At 51.6% G+C, this 24,034-nt stretch carries 22 protein-coding genes; 13 read left to right on the top strand and 9 right to left on the bottom strand.

Features of this window, described 5'->3' with window-relative positions; genetic code table 11:
• The first annotated feature begins 143 nt into the window (after window positions 1-143).
• Window positions 144-815 carry an OmpA family protein gene (locus tag BUE76_RS08560; RefSeq protein WP_073043990.1) on the top strand — a complete coding sequence of 224 codons (672 nt, stop codon included), beginning with the start codon at window positions 144-146 and terminating at the stop codon, window positions 813-815.
• A 273-nt stretch (window positions 816-1,088) separates the two neighbouring features.
• On the opposite strand, the gene BUE76_RS08555 is transcribed toward BUE76_RS08560, so the two are convergent.
• From BUE76_RS08555 to BUE76_RS08545, 3 genes are all read right to left on the bottom strand, one after another.
• Window positions 1,089-2,054, bottom strand: coding sequence for a glycosyltransferase family 2 protein (locus BUE76_RS08555; protein WP_073044070.1), 966 nt, complete (start codon window positions 2,052-2,054; stop codon window positions 1,089-1,091).
• A 239-nt stretch (window positions 2,055-2,293) separates the two neighbouring features.
• Window positions 2,294-3,283 (bottom strand): NAD-dependent epimerase/dehydratase family protein, encoded by a 990-nt coding sequence (locus tag BUE76_RS08550; protein WP_073043988.1) that lies wholly within the window; start codon window positions 3,281-3,283, stop codon window positions 2,294-2,296.
• Between the two features lie 72 nt (window positions 3,284-3,355).
• Window positions 3,356-4,120 (bottom strand): DUF3891 family protein, encoded by a 765-nt coding sequence (locus tag BUE76_RS08545; protein ID WP_073043986.1) that lies wholly within the window; start codon window positions 4,118-4,120, stop codon window positions 3,356-3,358.
• Between the two features lie 632 nt (window positions 4,121-4,752).
• Between BUE76_RS08545 and BUE76_RS08540 the strand changes: the two genes are divergently transcribed.
• The 4 genes from BUE76_RS08540 to BUE76_RS08525 all read left to right on the top strand — a co-directional run bounded on the left by BUE76_RS08540 (window position 4,753) and on the right by BUE76_RS08525 (window position 9,004).
• Window positions 4,753-6,282, top strand: coding sequence for an MFS transporter (locus tag BUE76_RS08540; protein ID WP_073043984.1), 1,530 nt, complete (start codon window positions 4,753-4,755; stop codon window positions 6,280-6,282).
• Window positions 6,283-6,510: 228 nt separating this feature from the next.
• Entirely contained in the window at window positions 6,511-6,693 is a 183-nt protein-coding gene (locus BUE76_RS24185; protein WP_143157321.1) for a hypothetical protein, read from the top strand.
• Window positions 6,694-6,727: 34 nt separating this feature from the next.
• Window positions 6,728-7,363 (top strand): PRC-barrel domain-containing protein, encoded by a 636-nt coding sequence (locus BUE76_RS08530; protein ID WP_073043981.1) that lies wholly within the window; start codon window positions 6,728-6,730, stop codon window positions 7,361-7,363.
• 87 nt (window positions 7,364-7,450) lie between these two features.
• Entirely contained in the window at window positions 7,451-9,004 is a 1,554-nt protein-coding gene (locus BUE76_RS08525) for a sensor histidine kinase (RefSeq protein WP_073043979.1), read from the top strand.
• 364 nt (window positions 9,005-9,368) lie between these two features.
• Here the strand turns inward: BUE76_RS08525 and BUE76_RS08520 are convergent, their stop codons facing one another.
• Window positions 9,369-9,563, bottom strand: a complete 195-nt coding sequence (locus tag BUE76_RS08520) for a hypothetical protein (protein WP_073043977.1) — start codon at window positions 9,561-9,563, stop codon at window positions 9,369-9,371.
• 263 nt (window positions 9,564-9,826) lie between these two features.
• Between BUE76_RS08520 and BUE76_RS08515 the strand changes: the two genes are divergently transcribed.
• The 4 genes from BUE76_RS08515 (at window position 9,827) to BUE76_RS08500 (ending at window position 14,168) form a co-directional block, all read left to right on the top strand.
• A complete protein-coding gene (locus BUE76_RS08515; RefSeq protein ID WP_073043976.1) occupies window positions 9,827-10,843 on the top strand; it encodes a retropepsin-like aspartic protease in 1,017 nt (338 codons plus the stop codon).
• A 113-nt stretch (window positions 10,844-10,956) separates the two neighbouring features.
• Window positions 10,957-12,291: a hypothetical protein gene (locus BUE76_RS08510; protein ID WP_178371838.1), complete on the top strand. Its 1,335-nt coding sequence runs from the start codon at window positions 10,957-10,959 to the stop codon at window positions 12,289-12,291.
• A gap of 327 nt (window positions 12,292-12,618) precedes the next feature.
• A complete protein-coding gene (locus BUE76_RS08505; protein ID WP_073043972.1) occupies window positions 12,619-12,870 on the top strand; it encodes a hypothetical protein in 252 nt (83 codons plus the stop codon).
• A gap of 260 nt (window positions 12,871-13,130) precedes the next feature.
• On the top strand, window positions 13,131-14,168 hold the full coding sequence (locus BUE76_RS08500; RefSeq protein ID WP_073044068.1) for an aldo/keto reductase: 1,038 nt from the start codon (window positions 13,131-13,133) through the stop codon (window positions 14,166-14,168).
• Window positions 14,169-14,264: 96 nt separating this feature from the next.
• Here the strand turns inward: BUE76_RS08500 and BUE76_RS08495 are convergent, their stop codons facing one another.
• Window positions 14,265-15,566: an NCS2 family permease gene (locus BUE76_RS08495; RefSeq protein ID WP_073043970.1), complete on the bottom strand. Its 1,302-nt coding sequence runs from the start codon at window positions 15,564-15,566 to the stop codon at window positions 14,265-14,267.
• 129 nt (window positions 15,567-15,695) lie between these two features.
• Here BUE76_RS08495 and BUE76_RS08490 point away from each other — a divergent pair, with 129 nt between their 5' ends.
• Entirely contained in the window at window positions 15,696-16,724 is a 1,029-nt protein-coding gene (locus BUE76_RS08490; protein WP_073043969.1) for an LLM class flavin-dependent oxidoreductase, read from the top strand.
• 324 nt (window positions 16,725-17,048) lie between these two features.
• Here BUE76_RS08490 and BUE76_RS08485 read toward each other — a convergent pair whose 3' ends face one another.
• From BUE76_RS08485 to BUE76_RS08470, 4 genes are all read right to left on the bottom strand, one after another.
• Window positions 17,049-17,372 (bottom strand): GxxExxY protein, encoded by a 324-nt coding sequence (locus BUE76_RS08485; RefSeq protein WP_245798368.1) that lies wholly within the window; start codon window positions 17,370-17,372, stop codon window positions 17,049-17,051.
• A 97-nt stretch (window positions 17,373-17,469) separates the two neighbouring features.
• On the bottom strand, window positions 17,470-19,377 hold the full coding sequence (locus BUE76_RS08480; protein ID WP_073043967.1) for an AAA domain-containing protein: 1,908 nt from the start codon (window positions 19,375-19,377) through the stop codon (window positions 17,470-17,472).
• A gap of 93 nt (window positions 19,378-19,470) precedes the next feature.
• The gene (locus BUE76_RS08475) at window positions 19,471-20,016 is read right to left on the bottom strand and encodes a hypothetical protein (protein WP_073043965.1); all 546 of its coding nucleotides are present in this window, start codon (window positions 20,014-20,016) and stop codon (window positions 19,471-19,473) included.
• Between the two features lie 64 nt (window positions 20,017-20,080).
• Window positions 20,081-20,695: a DUF4230 domain-containing protein gene (locus BUE76_RS08470; protein ID WP_073044066.1), complete on the bottom strand. Its 615-nt coding sequence runs from the start codon at window positions 20,693-20,695 to the stop codon at window positions 20,081-20,083.
• Between the two features lie 159 nt (window positions 20,696-20,854).
• On the opposite strand from BUE76_RS08470, the gene BUE76_RS08465 reads away from it, so the two are divergent.
• The 3 genes from BUE76_RS08465 (at window position 20,855) to BUE76_RS08455 (ending at window position 23,964) form a co-directional block, all read left to right on the top strand.
• On the top strand, window positions 20,855-22,831 hold the full coding sequence (locus BUE76_RS08465) for a PAS domain-containing sensor histidine kinase (RefSeq protein ID WP_073043963.1): 1,977 nt from the start codon (window positions 20,855-20,857) through the stop codon (window positions 22,829-22,831).
• Window positions 22,832-22,928: 97 nt separating this feature from the next.
• Window positions 22,929-23,135, top strand: a complete 207-nt coding sequence (locus tag BUE76_RS08460; RefSeq protein WP_073043961.1) for a hypothetical protein — start codon at window positions 22,929-22,931, stop codon at window positions 23,133-23,135.
• Between the two features lie 136 nt (window positions 23,136-23,271).
• A complete protein-coding gene (locus BUE76_RS08455) occupies window positions 23,272-23,964 on the top strand; it encodes a dihydrofolate reductase family protein (RefSeq protein WP_073043960.1) in 693 nt (230 codons plus the stop codon).
• Window positions 23,965-24,034 lie beyond the last annotated feature (70 nt).

Below are 24,034 nucleotides of genomic sequence, written 5' to 3'. Positions count from 1 at the left end.
GGCCGTGATCACACGGCCCCTTTTTATTTGATGGATGAGGAGCAATGAATGGTGAATAATAAGTAGCTCCCTCACTCACCATTCATTACTCCTTACTAATCTAATGGTACAGTTCTTGAATAATTGTTAGAAATAATTACACTATGAGAACGATCCAAAAATTTGCATGGACACTGGTACTGGGAAGCTTTTTAGCTACCGGTTGTAAATCATTAAATAAAACACAGAAGGGTGCAGGCATCGGTGCAGCAGGTGGCGCGGTGGTAGGTGGTGTTATTGGCCGCGCTGCAGGTAATACCGCAATGGGTGCCATCCTTGGTGCTGCAGTAGGTGGTACTGCCGGTGCTGTTATTGGCCGCCGCATGGATAAGCAGGCGGAAGAAATGAAACAGGTGATGGGCGATGCCGAAGTGCGCCGCGAGGGAGAAGGTATCGTAGTTAACTTCAAAGAGAAAGTACTCTTTGGGTTTAATGAAGCGGCATTGGGTGCATCGGCAAAAAGCAACCTGGATAAGCTCAAGAACGTGCTGGATAAATACCCCGATACCAATATCCAGATAATTGGCCATACCGATGACAAAGGAACCGACAACTATAACCAGCAGCTTTCGGAACGCAGGGCACAGGCTGCTGTTGCTTACCTGCGTAGCCAGGGCATTGCTTCGGGCAGGCTAACGGCTACGGGCAAAGGCGAAAGCGATCCGGTTGCAGCAAATACCTCCGAGGAAGGTCGTGGTCAAAACCGCCGTGTTGAATTTGTTATCACTGCCAACCAGCAGATGGTTGAAGATGCGAAGAAGGAAGCAGGCAGGTAGTGTATAGCCCAAGACTACAATCACTATTATAAGAAATGCCGTGCTGTATCCAGCACGGCATTTCTTATAATGGTTTGTTTGGCCTATTGCAAACAGAAACCGTTCAAAGGGTATGGAGGAAAATTGCTGTTGTTTGGTATCCCACGGTTGAACCCGTGGGATAAATAGTTGAGATATACCTCGAAGCATTTGAATAGCATTCTGCAAAGCCATACAACCTTACACGCTGGACTTTGTACCATCAACTTCAAACTACCAACCAGCAGTCCTTACTCAAACAGTAATCTCCAGCTCCTGCTTCACCGCATCCTGGCGGTGCACTTTACGCACATTGTAGGTTTTCTTGTTTTGCGACTCGTAATAGGTACGTACCGAAATTTCTGAAAGAATACCAATGGTGATCAGTTGGATGCCGCCCAGCAGCAAAATCAATCCAAGAATCATCAGGGGTTTACCCCAGATGTCCTGGCCCATGATCTTCAAAATGAGCAGGTAAAGGTTAATGAGGATACCCAGTCCGACACCTACAAAACCCATGGTACCAAAAAGGTGAATGGGCTTTTGCATGTACTTGCGGAAGAACACCATGAGCACGAGGTCGCTCATTACCTTGAAGGTGCGGTTGATGCCATACTTGCTTTTACCAAACTGGCGGGCATGGTGCTTTACATCCACCTGTGTAATGCGGGCGCCCTGCAGCTTTGCCAGCACGGGAATAAAGCGGTGCAGCTCGCCGTAGAGGCCAAGGTCTTCGGCTATTTCGCGGCGGAATATTTTGAGCGTACAGCCATAATCGCGGATGTATACACCGGTCATGCGGCGGATCAGCGCATTGGCAATTTTGCTTGGAATTTTGCGCAGCACCATACCATCCTTGCGGTTCTTGCGGTTGCCTGCCACTACGTCCCAGTCTTCATCCTTCAGCTTTTGCAGCATGGCCGGGATATCGGTAGGATCGTTTTGGAGGTCGCCGTCGATCATGGCGAGAAACTGACCACGGGCATGGTCGATGCCTGCCGACATGGCCGTGCTCTGGCCATAGTTGCCCCGCAACTCCACCAGTATGGTGCGGTCGTCGGAATACTCCAGGATGCGTTTGCGGGTGAGGTCGGTAGAGCCATCGTCCACCAGGATCACTTCATAATCTATACCCTTCAGTGCAGACCTTACCGCTTCCAGCAAGGGTTTGATGTTGTCTTCCTCGTTCATGACGGGAATTACCAACGATAATTCGATCATCCGGCAAAAGTAGGATAAAGCGGACAGTTGCAGGATTCCGCGTCCGGGTTGGTTGTTTTTGGTTTTTAGTTTTTGTTTATTTAGCGGAAAGCATTGCATTCATTAGTTGGTTGTTATAAATGCCCCCGGCTTGTTATCCCAATTACCGGTGGCAAATGGCCTGGCAGGTGTAATAAGCAGGCAGCCTTTCTACCTACCTTAGAAACTTGCTCCAAACAAGAAACCAAAAACCAAAAACCTCACACCGCTCCCGCCAACACTTCCTGATGCTGCTGAAACCACTCATAAAAACGGGTAAGCCCTTCTTCCAGCCCGGTGCGGGCACTATACCCCAACAGGTTTTCGGCTTTGCAAACATCGGCGTAGGTATGCGGCACATCTCCGGCCTGTTCGGGTTGGCGGTCGATGATGGCTTTTTTGCCGATAACTTTCTCCAAAGCTTCAATTAGCTGCTGGAGCGATACCGTTCGGTTATTTCCCAGGTTGATGATTTCGTAACGGCTTTCGGTATACCGGATGGCGGCAATGATGCCTTTTACAATATCATCCACATAGGTGTAATCGCGGCTGGTGCTGCCATCGCCAAAAACCGGGATGGGCTTTCCCTGCAGGATGGCCCTGGTGAACTTATGGATGGCGAGGTCGGGGCGCTGGCCGGGGCCATAAACAGTAAAAAAGCGCAGGGCGGTAAAATTAACATCATACAGGTGGCTGTATACATGCCCGAGACCTTCACCCGCCAGTTTGGTCATGGCATAGGGCGAAATGGGCAACAGCCTTTCGCCTTCGTTCCAGGGCAGGTTTTTATTCACGCCATACACACTGCTGGAAGAGGCAAAAACGAATTTGGAAATACCTGCTTTTACGGCATAGTCCAGCAGGGTTTGGGTACCCATGATATTGGTTTGCTGGTAAGCCGCAGGATTGAGGATGCTGGGCCGCACCCCGGCACGTGCCGCCAGGTGAATGATGGCGTCCGGCTTTGAAGTAATGCTTTCCTCCAACTGCGCAACGGTGAGGGTATCGAGGTTTAGGGGCAGGAGGTAAAAACGGCCGGTAGCTTCAAGCGGTGCGATGTTGGCCTGCTTGATCTGGACATCATAGAAAGGATCAAAATTATCGATGCAGGTGACCCGCACCGCAGCATCCTGTAGCAGTACCCTCACCAGGTTGCTGCCAATAAATCCTGCGCCGCCGGTGATCAAATAGTGTTTTTGACCTGCATCCATAGTTCCTCTTTTAAAATAAAGGCCGCAAGGTAACCATTCTGCGGCAAGCGGCGAGGTCATACAGCTTTGTCCTTAGCGCGCCTTCACCTTGGGCTTGGGTGCAGCAGGACTGGAATGCACCAAAGCCCAGCGGGTTTCTTTAACCGGCGCCGCCAGGAAAGCCTCCCGCAACTCATTGGAATTTTTGAATTGCAGTTGCGGTACCACGCGGGACTCAAAATACACTTCAAAACGATCAGATTCAAATGGCCAGGGCAGCAAAGTAAGCTCCCCCTCGCCCACCTGGCAGAGTTCGTATTTTCTTTTGTCCGGCCCCCGGCTGATTTCGATGGTACGGCTTTCGGGCTGCACGGCATGCTGGCAAAGCAGGAGCGAAAAAGCATCGCACCATTCCATAAAAGCATAAATTCTTTCGGCTTCTTCCCTGCTTAATCCCAATTCCTTCCGCCAGGCAGCCTGCAGGTTGCGCTGTTCCAGCAAAAAGGCTTTGGCTGCCGGGTCGGCTTCCATATCCTTCCGGTAAATAAAATCCATGTGCATGGAAGTGAGCAGGGCAATATAGCGGCTCTTGCTACGGGTAAAGCGGCTGAGCCGAATGCAGTGTTCCAGCTCAAAATTTTTCATGGTAAAATTGATGGGCCCACCCGCTTCGGTAAGCAACTGCTCGCCATCCAGTTCAATCATGGCATCGTCGTGTTCGGCAATTGCCAGCAGGGTTTCCATCCAGCGTTCCGGCCGTTCGGCGGTTTTCCACTGCAGGGCCACCTGTGCGGCCAAAATGCCGTGTGCCCGTTGGGTAATCAGCTCCCAGCCCTGTTGGGTGTAGTTGGCAATCATATCGGGAAAGGTTTAGGCGCCTGGGTTATGAGTCGCAACAGGCAACAGAAAGGCATTAAAAATCTTTGCCAGCAGGCGAAACCCAATCCATAGTCAGGAAAACTGGTTACGAAAAAAAGGAGATGGTTGAGCTATCATTACAAAGCCTCTTCGTCAAAATACTTTGTTTAATGGGAAATACCGATCGGCCAGGGTTGGAAAGACAACCCCAGTGAGCTCCTTGTCATGCTGACGGATGCCGGCATCCCCTGCCGTTGTTGAACACTCCGCTACCGAGGGGGATGCCGAAACAAGTTCGGCATGACAGACCCAGGTAGCAATACCCTTTCCTCCTTACCTCAGAAAGTTTGCTCCAAACTCCAAACAAGACCCCAAAAACTAAAAACCAAAAACCGCTAAGCACATTCCCTTACCCGCCTGTTAAGCAATTGCTTACATGCAAAAATTATTGCATTTAAAATCGGTGAAAGGCCTTTTAGTGTCGGTAAGACATAAGGTTATTTTTTACTGCAACACTAGTTTTACACCCAGAAACAGGCACAAAGTCGCGGCTTGCGCAAACTGCCTTTTGAAACAATAAATCCGCCCGGCTACGGCCGTTGCACTATAGAAAAAACATCATCCTTTTTCCTATGAATTTCAAACCATCACCCCAACTTACCGAACAGCAGGTGAACATGGGCCTGAAGCAGGTAATTAAAGACGGCCTGAGCTCGGAAGCCATGGTCTGCCTTACGGGTGGCACCTTCCTGATGTCGATGGCCCTGCTGATGAAAGCATCCAATTTCCAGATTGGCCTGCTTACCTCGCTGCCCATTTTCACCAATATTTTCCAGCTCCTGTCCATCTGGCTGGTACAACGCTATAACAACCGCAGGGCCATCATGGTGATCTGCAGCTTTATTGCGCGGATACCGCTTTTTGCCATTGGCGTCCTGCCCTTCCTGTTTTCGGGCGGCACCAGCATGACGGTATTGCTGTTCATGCTTTCCTTCCACTACCTTTTCGGATCCATCGCAGGTGCGTCGTGGAGCTCGTGGATGAAAGACCTGGTGCCTGCCGAACGCATGGGCACCTATTTTGGCCACCGCCGCCGCATGATGCTGATCCTGAGCACCGTGCTGAGCGTAGCGCTGGCACTGGGCCTGGACTATATCAAGCTCCACTATCAGCAGTACGAACTCACTGCCTATGGGGTGATGTTCGTGGTGGGCGGCATCTGCGGTATGCTGGGCGTATGGGCCCTCGCCCGCACCCCCGAGCCACAGAGCTACCTGCCCAAGGAAAACCTGCTGAAGCTGTTTAGCAAACCCCTGCGCAACACCAATTTCCGCAAGCTGCTGGTATTCCAGAGCGCCTGGGTTTTTGCCTGCAGCATGAGTACGCCTTTTTTCTCCGTATTTATGATGAAGACGGTAGGCCTCTCACTGTCTTATATCATTGGCCTCAGCCTGATTTCGCAGGTAAGCACCATCTTCAGCATCAAGATGTGGGGTAAATATGCCGACCGCTTCAGCAACAAAACCATCCTGAGCATTGCCGCCCCGCTTTTTATCTGCTGCATACTCGGGTACCTTTTTGTGGCCCAGGCTTCCAGCCAGTCCATGGCCATTGTCATGCTGGTGGTGATTCATGTGCTGGGTGGCTTTTCGCTGGCAGGGGTTACATTAGCCCTTGACAATTTCGGGATGAAGCTGGCACCCAACGATGAAGCCATTGTGTACATCTCTACCCGCAACATTGTGGTGGCCCTGATGGGTGCTTTTGCCCCCATGCTGGGAGGTTTGCTGGCCGATGTGCTGGCAACCCAGTCGGTACTGCTCAGCCTCCCCATTGCAGGTAAAGTGATCCCGATCCTGCACCTGCAGGGCTGGAGCATCCTCTTCCTGGGTGGCGGACTGCTGGCCATTGCCTCACTGCGCCTGCTGTACCGCGTTGCAGAAGAAGGCGAAACCGAACGCAGCATTGCCGTTGGCCATATGCGGGTGGCTTTTAAAAGCAGCCTCCAGGACAAATGGAACCGCGAGGCCCTGCTCAACCTCATCTACTACCCTGTTGCGCTGCCGGTGATGTTGGGTAAAAAAGTGCAAAGACGCCTGGTGCGCCGTATGGCCATCATCCGCCGCTACAGCACCGGCACCGAATTGCGCCGCAGCGCTTAAATTTTTTCTGCTTGAGTTCCTTCTGCCCGGCCTATGGCCGGGCTTTTTGTTTACAGGAAAAATGAGCTGCAAGCAAGTAACACCAAGCTGCAAGCAGGAGTTACCAACGAATTGACTTCCCCTCATTCTTTCCCGTCTATCCTGTCTTCCGGCTTTCCCGGCTCCCTTTCCACCAATGGCACAGAATTTATGGCTAATGCCACAGGAATTATTCGAAAAACTAGCAACATGGCAGAGCTTAATGTAGTACGTAAGAAAAAATCACCCCTTCCCTGGATCCTTTTAGCCCTGGTTATTTTAGGTATCCTTGCTTACCTCCTGTTGCGGAACGCTGAGCCCGAAACAGCAGTAGCACCCACCACCACCGATACCGGCTATACGTACGATTCGGCCAATAGCCCGGCCCCTTGATGAAACCGGAGCCCTGCTCCATAAAACCGTTTATATGTTTGGAAGAAAAACAGAAGAGCCTACAACCCGGCTCCGCGAACTAAGCAATAGCGATTTTACCATTGCCAAAGGCGAACCCGATATCCGCGGCTGGGATGTGCGCGATGCCCAGAAGCGCAAGTTTGGCACCGTGAACGACCTGATTTTTGATATCCGTGCCGGCAAGGTGCGGTACCTGATCCTCAACATACTGGATACACCTGAACTGGACCTGGAAAAACGTTCGGTGCTGGTGCCCATTGGCTTGGCAGAACTGGATGCTACCGATAACGACGTGTTCCTGCCTACAGTCAATCCCTTCCAGCTGCGGGCCCTGCCCCGGTACGATCGCAGCCGCCTGGGTGCCAAGGCCGAGCACGATGTAGGGGTCGTTTTTGGCTACCAGTCCATGCAAACCGATGCCGGCCAGCAGGATGTAGGCGAAAACTTTTACAACAACGACCATTTCAACAACAATAACCTGTACCGTCGCCGCAACCAGCCCGACGGGCTTACCCACCGCGAGCAGGCGCGCCACCACGAAGCATTGCCGGCAAGAGACGAAAGGCTTCATGGGCGGGACCTGGACAACCGCATCGAAACCGACGAAGAATATTACCGCCGTACAGGACAGCGGCGCAACCGTTTGTAACAGCGCGCAGCCGAAAACCCTATTTCCCAGTCCGATCCGTTCGCTTTTGCGTGAGCGCCAACAAATTGCGCCCTCGCTTCACCCTATATGAAACAAGAAACCTACGACACCGACGTGTTTTCGGAGCTTTTCGACGTGCAGCCACAGGCTATATGTTGGTTGGCCCCGGTGCGCAAGCCCGGCAGCCAGGAAGTGGTCGATTTCGAGTTTGCCTATTGCAATGATGAAGGCCTGCGTTACCTCAACCTTACCCGGGAGCAACAAAAAGGCATGCTGCTTTCCCAATCGCCAACGGTTACCGACGAACTGCGCAGCCGGTTTTTCAACGACCTGGTACAGGTGCTGGATACGGGCAATAAGGTGGAATCCAATATTTATAATCCCGCACTCAACAAATATGCAAGGGTGCTGCGTACCCGCCTGCGCAATGGTGTGCTGAACGTGGTGCAGGACCGCACCGATGAGCAACGCATCATCCACCAGCTGGAAGAAAAGACACAGGAGCTGGAAGCACACAAAAACCTGCTCGACAGCCTCCTGCAACACTCGCCGGCGGGCATTTCCATAACACAGGTGATAAGAGATGAACAGGGAGCCGTGGTAGATGGCCGCACCATCCTGGCCAACGAGCCGGCTATTTGCTATTCGGGTATCAGCCGGGAAGATTACCTATCCAAAACAGTCCGGGAACTGGACCCCTATATCTGGGGCAGTGTATTGTACCAAATGGTGCTTCATACCCTGGAAACAGGTAAGCCCTTTTTTACCCAATATTTTTATGCCCCGGAGCAACGCTGGCTTGAATTGTCGGTAGCCAAAATGGACGATGACCACCTGATCAATGTGTTCATGGATGTTACCTCTACCAAAGAAGCCCAGTTGCGGCAGCAAAAACTGGTGGAAGAACTGCAACGTTCCAACCAGGACCTGGAGGAATTTGCCTACGCCGCTTCGCACGATTTAAAAGAGCCCATCCGCAAGGTGCTGTTCTTTTCCGACCGCCTGCGGCACCGCCTCGATGGCCGCCTCGACGATGAAGACCTGCGGATGTTCAGCAGGCTGGAAGCAGCCAATAAACGCATGGGCAATCTGGTAGATGACCTGCTCAACTACTCGCAGGTAAGCCAGCGGCCTGAACAGTTTGGGACGGTAAACCTCAACGAACTTTTACAAGGCATTTTGGATGACCTGGAATTGGAGATTGAAGAACGCAAAGCCATCATCCATATGGATACGCTGGCAACCGTGCGGGGCCACCAGCGACAGCTGCAACAATTGTTTCAAAACCTGGTGAGTAATGCACTTAAATACAATAAACCCGGTGTACCGCCCGAGGTGCGCATTAGCTGCACCATAACGAAGGGCCAGGAAACGGGTCTGCACCTGACGACTGAAGAGTTACCCCAGTGTTTTTATACTGTTGGGGTACGGGATAATGGGATTGGCTTCGACCAAAAAGACGCCGAACGCATCTTCCAGGTATTTCAAAGGCTGCACGGGAATTCGGAATACCGCGGCACCGGTGTTGGCCTGGCCATTGCCCGCAAAGTGGCCCAGAACCATGGTGGTTATATCAGGGCGCAGAGTAAGCCCGGTGAAGGGTCCTTTTTTGAAGTGTTCCTGCCGGTTCAGGCGGTTTGAAGTTTAAAGTGCAAGGTTTAAGGGGTTGTGATAAAGGTTTTCAAGCAAGCCATTCACCCAAATACAAATGCCGCTGGTTGCGCCAGCGGCATTTGTATTTGGGTGAATGTTTACCTGCATATGGTTGAGCCCCCTTTACCTCCTTAGGTTCCACCCTTGCGGGTTAGACCATGTAATAGATGTTAGGCCTTATATTCCGCCGTTTGCAGCGGCAATTCAAATTAAAGCTCATTGGTTTTTTTTCAAAGTGGCAATCAAAAATCACCTGTTGGAAGCGGCATAATGAACCATGCACTTGCAGCTATTCTTATTGGATTTTGAACTTTCAGCTTTGAACTTTAAACCTTGCAGTCCAATCTGCCTCCTACTCTGATTCTTTATCCGCATTGGTTGCTGAAGAACGATCCTGGTTGGGGATGGTGCGATCATCCTGCCCTTCTGGTTTATCGTGTGGACCATGTGTTGCCGGTCCCGGGATCACCATATCATTGTTACCCTGGGTACCAATAGTAATGCCCTGTCCCTGTTGCTGACTGCCTTCGATGTTGTTCTTTGCCATGGTAATTGTTTTTTGGTGTTAAGAAACGACGGGCAATAGCGCCAACGCCGGATGTTGAAGGGTACAAGAATATTGCCATTAAAATCTGTACTACACCCTGTTCCGGACAATTGCCGGATTGAACGCATAGGCTTCCTGCCTTAACCTTTTCTTATCATTTCCGGTCAATCATACGGGTTATTAGCCGCTGGTGTATTTGCTGTTACCTAAGCCTGCTTTGCTGCGTTTCAGACACAAACCAAACAGAAACCAACAGCGGCATCATGGGATTTCACCCAACCATACAGTCTTTTATCAATCCTGCCTTGCGGCCGCTGTTATTCGTTTGGGTATTGGCCACCATGAGTTTTAAAACACCATATCATCATAGCGCGATAACCGATCCGCCCGGCAAACAACAGCCAACAACCCCACCCGGCACCGACAATAAGCAGGATGATTCCTTATCCTTTTCACTGCCGTTTAACAAGATCGGTGGATTGATATTCGTTAAAGGCAAGGTGGATGATGTGGAAGGCAACTTTATCCTCGACACCGGTGCGCCGCACCTGGTGCTGAACCTGGTATACTTCCGCAACTACCCAATTGAAGTAGCTTCGCAGGAACAGCAAAGCAGCATGTCGGGAATTGGACAGTATATACACCGCACCCGGCTGCGCCGTTTTGCCATGGGTGCAGCGCAATACTTTCAATACGACGCCGACCTTACAGACCTGGGGCACCTCGAAAACAGCAAGGGCATTAAGATATTAGGTTTGCTGGGTATGGACCTGCTCAGGCAAATGGAGATGATCATCGATTATGAGCAGAACATGATCCATTTTCACCGCATAGGACGCAAGGAGGGCAACAGCTATCAAAGCCAGCACCTGCAGGCTGATGCGGCATTTACCACTCAGGCCATCGACATCAGCCAGAACCAGGTAATTACAGGTATGGAACTGGCCGGCAGGAAAATGCGTTTTGTATTTGACAGCGGTGCCGAAACCCATATCCTCGACAGCCGCCTGCCCGATAAAGTGTATGAGCAGGCATCGATATTGGGCAAGATCAATGTAAAAGGTACCGGCTCGAAAACGGTGGAAGCCCTGCGGGCCAATGTCACCGGCATGAAACTGGGCAACGAGGCCCTGCCTACCCTGCCCTTTTTGATCGCCAACCTGGAACAGACCTGCTTTGCCCAGAATATGGGGGTGCACGGCGTGTTGGGACTGGAGTTTCTGAAGCTCCGGAAAATTGGATTTAATTTCGTTACCCGAAAGATGTACATATGGAAATGAGCCGTACCATATCACCGCTGCGCCTAAGGGCAGTACTGCTATGGTTACTGCTTTTGCCCGGCTTGCTACATGCCCAAAACAGCGGAGGGAAATACGGTTTCAAAAAAGGCCGTATGACCATCGAACTGCCCCGTAATATGCGGCCTTCGGCGCTGGACAGTTTTATTTCCCAATACAATTTAGAGGAACTGCAACTCAGAAGCCTGATCAGGAGCGGAGAAACAGAAGCCCTCCGCCAACTGGGCTGGCAACTGGAACGCAACAATGCCGCAGGCATCCTGCTCAGCAAGATCATGGCGCCATTCAGGGGCTGGGGCAAGGCCGACGAGCGCATCCGCTTTACCGAGCACCAGCCCACTTTTGCCGAGCGCTTCCCGGCGGTAAACAACGGCCTCCTGTATGGCTACAACCGCTTCCGCAACAAACAACCTTTTGCCGTACTGCCCGATTCCTCCGTACGCTTCTTTTTTAGAGGCCATCAAAATAGCAGGCAGGTAAAACTGGCGGGCTCATTCAACGATTGGGACCCTGATGCGCTGTCCATGGTGCGCACCGACAGCGGCTGGATTGCCGATGTAAAACTGGCGCCCGGCAAATACTGGTACAAGTTCATTGCCGATGGACACTGGATGGTGGACAACGACAACCTGGTGAAGGAAAATGATGGCGAAGGCAATACCAACTCCATTTATTTCCGGCCCAATACCACCATACAGGTCAAGGATTTTGCCGGTGCCAAAAACATATTTGTTGCAGGCTCCTTCAACAACTGGCGCAATGGCGAACTGGAGTTGCAGCCCGCAACCGCAGGAAGACAACTATCCTTTTACCTGGCAGCGGGTACCCATACTTATAAGCTTGTAGTGGATGGGCAAATGCTTACCGACCCTGCCAACCCCAACCGGCTCCCCGATGGCAAGGACGGCTACAACTCGGTAGTAGCCCTGGGCAAGCCCCGCACCTTTGTACTGGAAGGATTTGCAGCGGCACAAAAAGTAGTACTGACCGGCTCCTTCAATGCCTGGCGCAACTTCGAGCTGCCAATGCGCAAAACGGCAAGGGGCTGGGAAATCTCTTATGTTTTAGGTCCGGGAAATTATACCTACCGCTTTGAGGTGGATGGAAAAGCAATAGCCGACCCTGCCAACCCGCCACATCAGCAGGATGCACCTTCGTTACTGGTAATAGACCCCAACCACACCTTCAGATTGAAAGGTTATGCAGGTGCCCAACAGGTGTACCTGGCGGGCGATGTCAATAAATGGAATAGCAACTCCCTGCCCATGCAAAAGGATGGCGAAGACTGGGTGTTGCCCATGCACCTTTGGGTGGGCAAACACCGGTACAAGTTTATCGTGGATGGCAAATGGATTCTGGATCCTGCCAACAAGCTTTGGGAAAACAATGAGTTTGATACCGGCAACTCTATCTTATGGGTGGGTAAATAAACAGGTTGCAGGTTGCAGGTTCCAGGTTGCAGGTGTTTTGACAACATATATATTCTTACAGACAAAAGCAGCAGGGTCTAAGCTTGGCGTTATTCCCAACCGCTTTCAATTTAGCAATGCTTAGCCCACGGTTTCAACCGTGGGGTTTTAAACAACAGGGCAACAGATGCCTAACCGTTTTAACGGTTTCTGGCCATCTTGCTGACGCTTGGCATTATACATAATCTGCCCCTGCCGCTTTAGTACCCTGTAGTTGACCCAGCATTTACCGGTGCTAAATAAAAGGCACGCTTTTTTCACTACCACTTTTCCCTAAAACATACTACCATGGCAAAAGCAACACATAGGGTTACAGGCCTCAACAATGTGAGCGAAACCTGGGACCGAAACGAGCAAAGAAAGTCGGAAGAAAATGCAGCGGAAAACGATATGGAAAATACCGAGATACCGGCTGCCAGTGAACTGGACCGTGTAGTGCGGGACGAAGCTGCCGAGTACGACAACGACAACAAGGAAGACCGCTTGCTTGGTGGTGACCGCGCCACCCGCAACGATGACGAAATCAGCACAGAAAGTTAGTTTCTTGAACCACAAAGACACTAAGGAAGAAAGTTGCACAAAGGGTAATTCGCAAGTAGAAAGCTTGTTTTCCTTGTGCAACTTTTTGTGCTCTGGGTCTTTTACCTATTTCTTTTTTGTAGTTCCTGCTTCAACAAACCGGCAACCGGGAACTGGCAACCTAAAACCGTCTTTGTGGTTCAAAAACCTCCGCTTAGTACATTTGAATGGATGCAATCCCGGCATCCATTTTTTATATAAAACCCACAACCAACAAAAGCATGGAATATCGATTTTTAGGCGGCTCGGGGCTACAGGTACCGGTGCTGAGTTTTGGCACGGCCACCTTTGGCGGCAGCGGAGATTTCTTCAAAGCATGGGGCAGCCAGCAGGTGGAAGAAGCCTCAAGGCTGGTGAATCTTTGCATGGACGCAGGTCTCAACTTTTTTGACACGGCTGATATTTATTCGCAGGGTTTATCTGAAGAAATTCTGGGCAAGGCCATTGCCGGTAAGCGGCACGATGTACTGATCTCTACCAAGGGCACCTTCCCCTTTGGCAGCGGACCCAACAACCAGGGTTCTTCGCGCTTTCACCTTACCCGCCAGGTGGAAGGCAGCCTCAAGCGCTTGGGCACCAATTATATTGATGTATACCACATGCACGGCTTTGATGGCAACACGCCTGTGGAAGAAACCCTGCGCACCCTCGACGACCTGGTGCAAAGCGGCAAGATCCGCTACATAGCTGCTTCCAACTATTCGGGCTGGCACCTGATGAAATCCCTTTCCGTTTCGGAACGCTATGGCTGGAGTAAATACATCGCCCACCAGGTTTATTACTCGTTACTCCACCGCGAGTATGAATGGGAACTGATGCCTTTGGGCCTGGATCAAAAAGTAGGCGCCATCATCTGGTCGCCCCTGTCGGCAGGCATGCTGGGGGGCAAATACCGCCGCAACCAACCCCCACCGCAGGACAGCCGCGTGGCGCAGGGCGGCAGCCCCATACCCCAGGCCGTTGTGAACAACGAACACCTGTACAACATCATGGATGTGCTGGACGCGGTGGCGCAGGAAACAGAGAAAAGCGTGGCACAGGTAGCCCTCAACTGGCTGCTCCAACGCCCCACCGTAGCCAATATCATTGTGGGCGCCCGCAACGAAGAGCAGCTGAAACAAAACCTCGGCACCGTAGGCTGGAGCCTCAGCCCAGATCAAATACGCCGGCTCGACCAGGCCAGTGATATACCTACTTCCTACCCTTACTGGCACCAGCGGCAGAATACAAAGCTGAACCCGCTGCCTAAGTTTTACTGATGAATTTTGAACCACGGAGTCTGGGAGCACACAGAGGGGCACAGCAAATAGTAAACAGTGTTCCTCCCTGTTCTCCCGTCTCCGTGGTTCAATCATTTACTCCAGCACCAAAGCCAAAATGCAGAATACATCGATGGCCAACAGGGCTGGCGACAATTCCTTCCATTTACCACAGGCGGCCTTGATCACCGTCCAGCTCAGGAAACCCCAGATGATGCCCTGCGAAATAGAGTAGGTAAAAGGAATCAGCACCATGGCAAGGAAGGCCGGAATGGCATCATCCAGCTGCAGCCAGTTGATGCGCGTAACAGGTTGCAACATAAAAGCGCCCACCAGCACCAACGCCGGGGCTGTGGCAATGGCAGGCACCATGCTTAAAAGCGGCGCCAGGAACAGGAAAGGCAGAAACAGGCAGGCAGCAACAACCGCAGTCAACCCGGTCCGGCCGCCTTCGCGGATGCCAACTGCCGACTCGATATAAGCTGTACCCGGGCTGCTGCCCACCAGTCCCGCAATGGTAGTGGAAACGGCATCCGTGATCAATGCTCTTTTAATGTTGCGTGGCTCGCCATTTTCATCCACCAGTCCGGCAGCTTCCGAAAGTCCCACAAGGGTAGAGAGGCTGTCGAAAAGGTCGGTAAATACAAAAGCAAAGATCACCGGCAGCACGGCAAACTGTAGGGAGCCTTTCCAGTCCAGTTTTCCTACCAAACTAAAATCCGGCGGAGCAAAAATGCCGCTGAAGTTCACCACCGGATCGACACCACCCCACCACCTGCCAATAGTTGCTGCCAGCAGTGTGGTGCAAACAATACCCAGAAGGATGGCGCCTTTGGCATTGCGTACTATGAGCACAGCCGTGAGCAGCAAGCCCAGGATAAATACCAGCACCGATGGCGCCAGCACGCCCCGGCTGATGATGGTGGCTTTATTGGCTATTACAAAGCCTGCATTTGCCAAACCAATAAGCGTAATAAACAGGCCAATGCCTGCAGCGATGGCATAACGCAAAGGCCGCGGTATGGCCTGAACGATATAGGTACGCACATTGAATACCGACAGGATCAGGAAGAAAATGCCCGACCAGAATACTGCACCCAGTGCCGTTTGCCAGGGCACACCCATGCCCAGCACGGCACTATAGGTAAAGAATGCATTCAGCCCCATACCGGGCGCAACCACAATGGGGTTGCGGGCATAGATGCCCATCAGCAGGGAACTGAAGCAGCAAACCAAAACAGTAGCTGTAGACACAGCAGCGAAGGGCATACCGGTCTGGCTTAGGATAGCAGGATTGACAATGATGATATAGGAGGTAGCCAGGAAGGTGGATATACCTGCAATGATTTCGGTTTGCCGGTTCGTATGGTGCCTCCGCAGTTGGAATGAAAATGCCATGGCTTAAAGCTAAGTGCAAAATCATTCCGGAATGGTGAACGCACTATTGGCGAAGGGTTTGCACTAGGCTTCCAGCACAACCTATTTTTTAACGGCGCCTTAATCCGTGCCTCCGAACTTTGCACTTCCATGATTGAAAATAATTCCCTTTCCCAGATACCTGTTTCCGTACTCGACCTGGCTACTGTGGCAGCAGGCGATACCTTCTCGGATGCCTTTCGCAAAAGCCTGGCCCTGGCGCAACATGCCGAAGGTTTGGGCTACAACCGATATTGGTTTGCCGAACACCACAATATGGAAAGTGTGGCTTCGGCGGCTACCTCCGTGCTCATCGGCTATATTGCCGGTGGCACCAAAACCATTCGCGTAGGCTCGGGTGGCGTGATGCTGCCCAATCACGCACCACTTATCATTGCCGAGCAGTTTGGCACTTTAGATGCGCTTTATCCCGGTCGTATCGACTTAGGTATTGGCCGCGCACCCGGCACCGATGGCATTACCTCTATGGCCCTGCGGCGCAACCTGAATGCACCCATCGACCAGTTTCCGCAGGATGTAATAGAAGTACTCAACTACCTCGGTCCACACGACCCTACGGCCAAAGTGCGGGCCATTCCCGGCGAAGGTTCGCATGTGCCGGTATGGCTGCTCGGCTCCAGCACCTATAGCGCCCAGCTGGCAGCGGCACTGGGCTTACCTTTTGGCTTTGCTTCACATTTTGCACCTACCTACCTGGTGGATGCCCTGCAGATCTACCGCGAACGGTTCCAGCCCTCCCAATTCCTGAAAGAGCCTTATGCCCTGGCCTGTGTAAATGTGATTGCAGCCGATACGGATGCCGAGGCCCAAAAACTGGCCACCTCTTTTTACATGATGGCACTGGGACTGATCCGCAACCAGCGCAGGCCTTTGCAACCACCCGTAGATAATATGGAAGATTTGTGGAGCATACCCGAGCAGGCTGCCGTGCAACAGATGATGCGCTATAGTTTTATTGGAGATGCCGCATCGGTGGAAAACGAATTGCAATCATTTGTACAGACCACCGGTGTAGATGAATTGATGGTTGCTTCCCACATTTATGATTTGGGAGCAAAGAAGCGCTCGATGGAATTGGTGGCCGAGATGTGTGGTGTGGGTAATGTAGTGGCGCATTAGTTTTGTTCTCACAGATGGCACAGAGGACACGGATGTTTTTGGCAACTAATTTTGTTTGAAAAAATTTAGCTACAAGCTTATTGTGGTCACTGGAGAAATGGCTCTCACAGATAGCACAGATAACACAGATATTTGTTGATGAGGAATCAATGGATGCACAATCAGGTTTGAACCTTGTTGATACAACAATATTCTTGAATCAACCGATCGAGAACATAGTTACTATTAAATTATCTGTGTCATCTGTGCCATCTGTGAGAGCCAAACCCTCAATTGATTATCCGGAAAAGGTCTTCTTTATCATTCAACCGCACCGCGTTAAAATTAACCAGCAAACCCAAGGGCCTTTTTGGATAGTTTTAGATAAGTAAGCAGTTGTTTCTTGTGAACATTGTGCAAGTCTTCAACCGACTTGATCTCCACTACCAAAATGCCATTCACCAGTACATCTAACCGAAAGCCTATTTCCAGCAAATGACCTTTGTAATATACCGGCAACCCAACCTGACGCTCTACCGTCAAGCCACGCAGTTGTAATTCGCAGGCAAGCGCCGACTCGTAAACAGATTCCAACAGCCCGGGACCAAGTTCGTTGTGCACTTCGTATATAGCGCCACGGACTTCATAAGACAGCTTGTTCAGGTCCATAGTTTTTCACTATGATAGCAATTCTGATATGCAATATCAAGTGCAGCCTGATTTGAAAAAACATATCCGTGTCATCTGTACCATCTGTGAGTACCATTTAATACGCCATAAACTCCCACGCACTCACATAAGCATCCCGCTCCTGTGCATAGCTGATGAAATCGGCATAAAAAGGATCCTGCGAAAGGGTGGCACTGTCACCTACCACTACCAGTTTCTTACGTGCCCGCGTCATGGCTACGTTCATGCGGCGGATATCGGAAAGGAAACCGATGGTTTGTTCGCTGTTGCTCCGCGTCATGCTGATAAACACGGCATCGCGTTCCTGCCCCTGGAAACTGTCGATGGTATTGACATTGATGGCGGCAGCATAGGGCTGCAAATTTTCCGCACCGGCAACCTGCTCCCTTAATATTTCCACCTGGTGTTTATAGGGTGCAATGATGGCGATGGAAGGAAATACATCGGGCTTGTAGAAAGGCGCTAACTGCTCCACCAGCCGCACCACTTGTTGTACGAGAAATTGTGCTTCCTCGGGGTTGGACACACTGGTACCTTCCAACTTTTCATCAAAAGCACATCCGGCAGTATCGATAAACAACAAGGGCTGGTCGGCATCAAACAACAGCCGCTGCGCAACTGATGAATGTGCCTGTAATTTGCCTTCGTAAAATTCCTGCGAGGAAAAGCCCATAATTTTTTCGTGCATACGGTACTGCTCTTCCAGCAGCACCACGGCTTCGGGGTGCAGGGCCACGCATTTTTCCATCAGGGTATTGCCTAAGCCTTCCTTGGCAGCTTCCACCGATTTGATGGTCGGTGGCAACTGGTTGTGGTCGCCTGCCATCACCAATTTCTTTGCTTTCAATATCGGTATCCAGCAGGCGGGCTCCAGTGCCTGGCCCGCTTCGTCAATCACCACCGTATGATACTGCAGGTCGCGAACAGTGTAGTGGTTGGCACCCACCAGCGTTGCGGTGATCACCTGGGCTTTGGACAATACCGCTTCGGCAATGTATTGCTCTGTGCGTTCCACTTCGCGCATCAGGTTGCGGGCCTCGGCAAACAGTGCTTTGCGCTGTTCGCGTTCGTCGCGGCCAAAACTGCGTTTGTATTTTTGGGCCATGTCGCGGTACTCGGCGGCTTGTTTTTTCAACCTCTTAATTTCCTTGAAACTGGGGTGTGCAGTCATACGGCTGTCGAGGGTAAGGGCCAGCTGGCTTTCCTGCACCCGGGCAGGGTTGCCCACCCGCACCACGTTCAGTCCTTGCGCTGCCAGTCTTTCACTGAGCAGGTCCACGGCTGCATTGGAAGGCGCTGTTACCAGTATTTGTTGGTCTTCCTGTGCATAGAGGGCTTTAACCGCCTGCACCAGCGTGGTGGTTTTGCCGGTACCCGGTGGGCCATGTACAATGGCAAGGCTTTCGGCATCCAGTATTTTTTGCACGGCCTCCTGCTGCATGGCGTTGAGGCCGATGTTTGCAGCATTAATTTCAGCTTTGTAAAAATGGGGTTGGCGCACACCCGTGAGCACCTGCGCCAGGGCACCCTGTGCCCTGTTTTCTACTACTACCATTGCAGTGCGCAGGGCGTTCTCCATCTCGGCATAACTGTTCTCGTCAAACACCGCATCGATGCCCAGCTTGCCGTTGCGGGTCCAGTCGGGCAGGTCGTCTACGCGGAGGGAAATCTTTAGCTTGTTGCCGCTAATGTGGGAGATCACCCCTTCCAGCCGGTCTGTTTTGGGATCGTGGTTGGAGAATAGGGCCGCCGACATGCCAAAGCGCAACTGGTGGCTGATATCGATATGGGTGGTGCGCTCCACTTCCACGGTCAGGTAGTCGCCCCTGCCGATCTCCGTTTCCCTGATGGCAATGGGAAACCAGCTCAGGCCCACCTCCCGCCTTTCGGTAACCGGCATATTTTCCATCAACTGGCGGTAGCTGCGGCGGTCTTCTTCTTTTTCGGTTTGCAGCAGGTGCAGCAGGCGCTTGAAGTATTCCATGGGGCAAAAATAGGTTAGCAGGGTTTGGGGTTTGGGGTTATGAGTTTGGGGTTTTTGGTTTTTGGTTGCTTGTTGTTTGAAGTATGGAATGAATTACCACTTGATAGAGGTTAGCGCAGTTTTGAATTTACCGCGGAACACACGCTGCTGTCCGCTGCCCGGGAAAGGGATACGCAGGGGAACCACATTATAACCTTCGGCAGTAAGCGGCAGGTAACAGGTATCGTACACATCTGCCTTGATCAGGATAATGGGCGTTTGCTTGTCGATGGTCTTTTGCAACCTTTGGAGCAGGGAAGGTACTGCGTCGGCTAAACTGCCTGCCAGTAATTCACCAGGAACTTCCAATAGATCAAGGAGCAGGAAGCCGTCATCACTAAATCTTTGCAGCAGTTCGGACTTCAAAAAAGTATCTCTACCGGAAGAAAGGTAATGTTGTTTTTCCTCAGGGTATAGTACGCCCATAATCTCCAGGAAAAGAGAGTCCTGTCTTTTTACATCTTCAAAATAAAAGTATCGATCGAGGCTGCTGGGTGGCGCCTCGCCAAGCAGCAAGCAGCGCACCCTGGAAGGCTTGTATTTATTGCGTGCAGCCGCATAACGCTGTTGTAAAAACTGGATATCTGAAAAATCATCCATGCTACAGATTATAGCCCAATGAAACACAAATAAACCCCAAACTCCCAACTCCAAACGCCAAACCCTAAACTTTCCTATTCAACAACCTTCGTGGCCCTGCATCTATCTTATGCGCATCCTCCAGCTGCCACTGCTTAGCCTGCACCACCTCCGTAAGCATGGTGCGCATCTGCTCGGCGGCCATGCGGGGCAGGTCGCTTTTAAGGGCAGCCAGCTCCACCTGTTTTTTACCATTCGACTGTATGCGGGTAAGGTCATCGCGGTTGAGGAGGTTGAACATACCTTCATCGAAATTATAGTACTTGTAATCGGGCTCGATACTGAGGATTTCGGGGTCGGGAAAAGATACCAGCTTAATCTTGCGGGTCTGCTCGTCGGCTTCCCACTCGCATTTACTGAAATCATATCCCACCAGCACCTTGGCTTCGATGATCACCAGGGCCCTTTTGGTGGAAGGCAGGAAGCCAAAAAGCTTCTTGGTTTCTTCGTAGTTGTACAACTCATTGAACACCCCTTCCACCAGCACCACCTTGAACACTTTACGGATCCCTTCTACCACCGTGTGCGAGCTTTCATGGACGATGCTTTTGCTGGATTTGCCCTTGAGTTTCCACACCAGGAAGGTGACCAGTGCACCCAGCAATAAACCGATGAGCAATAAACCGATTCCGTCAGACATGCCATAGCGCGACGGTGGTTTAAATCCGTCAAAGCACATGGGTGCAATTTTCATGCTTACCCGGCCCAAACCAAGACGTGGCAAGGATTTTAACCAGAATATTGAGCTCCCGATAAAGCAAAATTTTTATTTTCGCAGCCCTTAACCCTGAACAAAAACATGCGATTTTTTGAGCCTGATGTGCAGGATGCCCTTGCTTTACTGCGATCCGTCCCCGGCTGTTTCCTGATCCTCTTTCCCGATAGCCCTAAGTTTACTATTGCCGGCGCCACCGACGCTTACCTCCAAGCCACTTTTACCCGCAGGGAGGCCATTGTGGGTAAACCCCTTTTTGATGTTTTTACCGACAATCCCAACAACCCTCAGGCTACCGGTGTGCGCAACCTGCGGGCATCGCTGGAGCAGGTGCTGGCTACGCGGTGCGAACATTATATGGTCGATCAGCGCTACGATGTGTGGAACGAAGCAAGACAGACTTATGAAGTAAAAGTGTGGCGGCCTTACAACAAGCCGGTACTGGATCAGCACGATAACCTTCGGTTCATTTACCACTGGGTGGAAGATGTAACGGAAAACGCACTGCTCAAAGAGTCGGAGGCCAGCGCCACCCGTCAGGCGCAGCTGAGTATAGCGGAACTGCAGAAAAGCAATGAACGCTTCCACCTGCTCAACCGGGCCACGCAGGATGCCGTGTGGGATTGGGACCTGGTCACCAATCAGGTTTGGTGGAGCGAAGGGTTTAAATCCCTGTTTGGGTTTAAAGAAGCAGAAATTGAACCCGGTGTTGAATCCTGGTACAACAGGTTGCACCCCGATGAGCGCCATACCATTGTTACCAGTATCCATTCCTTTATCGATAACGGTGGAAAAAACTGGACTAAGGAATACCGTTTCCGCAAAGCCGATGGCACCTATGCACATGTATACGACCGGGGTTATGCCCTCCACGACCAGGACGGGAAGCCCTACCGCATGATGGGTTCGATGATCGACATTACGGAACAACACCGCATGATGAATGTAACCCTGGAAAGCGAAGCCCGCACCCGGATGGCGATCACCTCGGCCCGGCTGGGCACTTACGAAGTGGATATGACAACCCAGCAGATCATGTTTTCGGAACGTACGGCAGAGATATTTGGCCTTTCGCCTAAGGTGCAAAACACCTATACCCAGTTTATTGATGCCATTTACCCCGAAGACGCAAAAATCCGGCACAAGGCACACGAACAGGCATTGCAAACGGGCGAACTGTTTTACGAGGTGCGTATTGTACCCAGAGCAGGACAACTGGCCTGGGTGCGTGTAAACGGGATGATCACCGAAATTGGTGGGCGCAGGTTATTGATCGGTACCGTGCTGGACATTACCGAAGAAAAACGGGCTGCCGAACTGCTGGAACAAAAGATCAGGGAAAGAACCAGGGAACTGACGGTTGCCAACGAACAGCTGCAGCAGTTTACCTATGCCGCTTCCCACGACCTGCAGGAGCCACTGCGGAAAATCAGCTTTTTTGTGGACCGGCTGGTGAGCCAGCTGGATACCGCCAGTGAAACCGAGAACCGCCGCATGGCCGACCGTATCCAGCACACTGTAAACAGGATGCGTACGCTGATCAACGACCTGCTGAACTACTCAAATGCGGCCCAGGGCACCACGATGGCCGAGCAGGTGTCGTTATCCGACGTGGTGCAGGAAGTTCTTGATGATATGGAAGCCGCCATCATTGAAAAGAAAGCTACCGTACAGGTAGGTGCCCTGCCGGTAATTTGCGGCGACCAGCGCCAGCTGAAACAGCTTTTTCAAAACCTGGTGAGCAATGCCCTCAAATACCACCGGGAGGAAGAAGCGCCCCAGGTGCACATCAGGGCTAAACAGGCAGCAGAATCCGGCACTTTTGCCGACCAGCCCATGGTAGAAATAACCGTTTCAGACAACGGCATTGGTTTCGACCCCGAAGATGCCGACCGCATCTTTGGTTTGTTTCAACGACTGCATGGGCGTGCCGAATACGAAGGTACCGGCGTGGGACTGGCTATTGTGCACAAGGTGGTGGACAACCACGGAGGAAAAATATGGGCAGAAGGCAGGCCGGGTAAAGGTGCCAGCTTTCATTTGCTGCTGCCAGCAGGCTAACCGCATGCAGCAGCTTTATCCCGGTACAGGGTTTGTGATGTTGATAGCCCCGTTGTAGCCCAACGGGCGTCCTATTGTAAACCCTAAAACCTTTATCATGAGCGAACGCAGCAACGACAGCACCACCCGCGGTGCCAAAGACAAACACCTGGAAGGCCGCGATAACAGCATCGGCAACCAGCAGGGAACGGCCCAAACCGGCGGCCAGAATGCCGGCGGCGAAAACCGTCCGCAACAGCAGGAAGATGAGTTCACCGAAGACCTGCGCAACTCGGGCAACCGCAAAAGCAGGGACGAGGAGTAGGATGCCGGAGGTATGATTTCGGATTTCGGTAGTTGACAACAGCAAGGAGCTGCCCATTGGTATAATCTGCCGAAATCCGAAATCTAAAACCCGACATCCGAAATCCCACCATCTTTGCGCTTCAAACAACTAGCCCATGAAGCCTTATGTTATATGCCACATGCTGGGATCGGTGGATGGAAAGATTAAACAGAACATCTGGGGACTGAAAGACCACCACAAGTATTTTGAAGAACCTGCAGCCAAAATAAAAGCCGATGCCTGGCTGGTGGGCAGGGTAACCATGCAGGAGTTTTCGAGCAAGCAAAGACCTGCACTGAAGCGCGGCAAACTCAATATACCCGCCGGCGATTTTGTTGCCGAATACAACGCCAAAACCTTTGCCGTTGTGATCGATCCTTCGGGGAAATGCTTCTGGGATACCAATATGGTTTCCACCGAACATGTAATTGAAGTGCTCACCGAGCAGGTTAGTCCCGCTTACCTCGACCACCTGCGGAGCAGGAACGTTTCCTACATTTTTGGCGGCGCCGAAGAACTGGACCTGAAACTGGTACTGAAAAAACTATACAAGCTGTTTGGCATCAAACGCCTCCGCATTGATGGTGGCGGCCATGTGAACGGCTCTTTTCTCAAAGCCGGCCTGATCGATGAATTCAGCCTGGTGCTGGCACCCATTGCCGACGGCACCATGGGTGCGCCTACCGTGTTTGAAGCGGAAGAAGGTTATGGTAAAAGAAAAGCTACGCGCTTTGCACTGAAGTCGGTGAAAAAGATTTTTGATGATTTTTTGTGGATCCGGTATACGGTGGTGCGGGGAAGGAAATAGGTTAAATGATAAACCAATAAGGTTTTTTTTAAAAGAGCCACACCTAACAGGTCTTAGAGACCTGTTAGGT

Source organism: Cnuella takakiae (assembly GCF_001953305.1).
Lineage (GTDB): Bacteria > Bacteroidota > Bacteroidia > Chitinophagales > Chitinophagaceae > Flavisolibacter > Flavisolibacter takakiae.
This window is presented reverse-complemented; position numbering and strand designations above follow the sequence as displayed.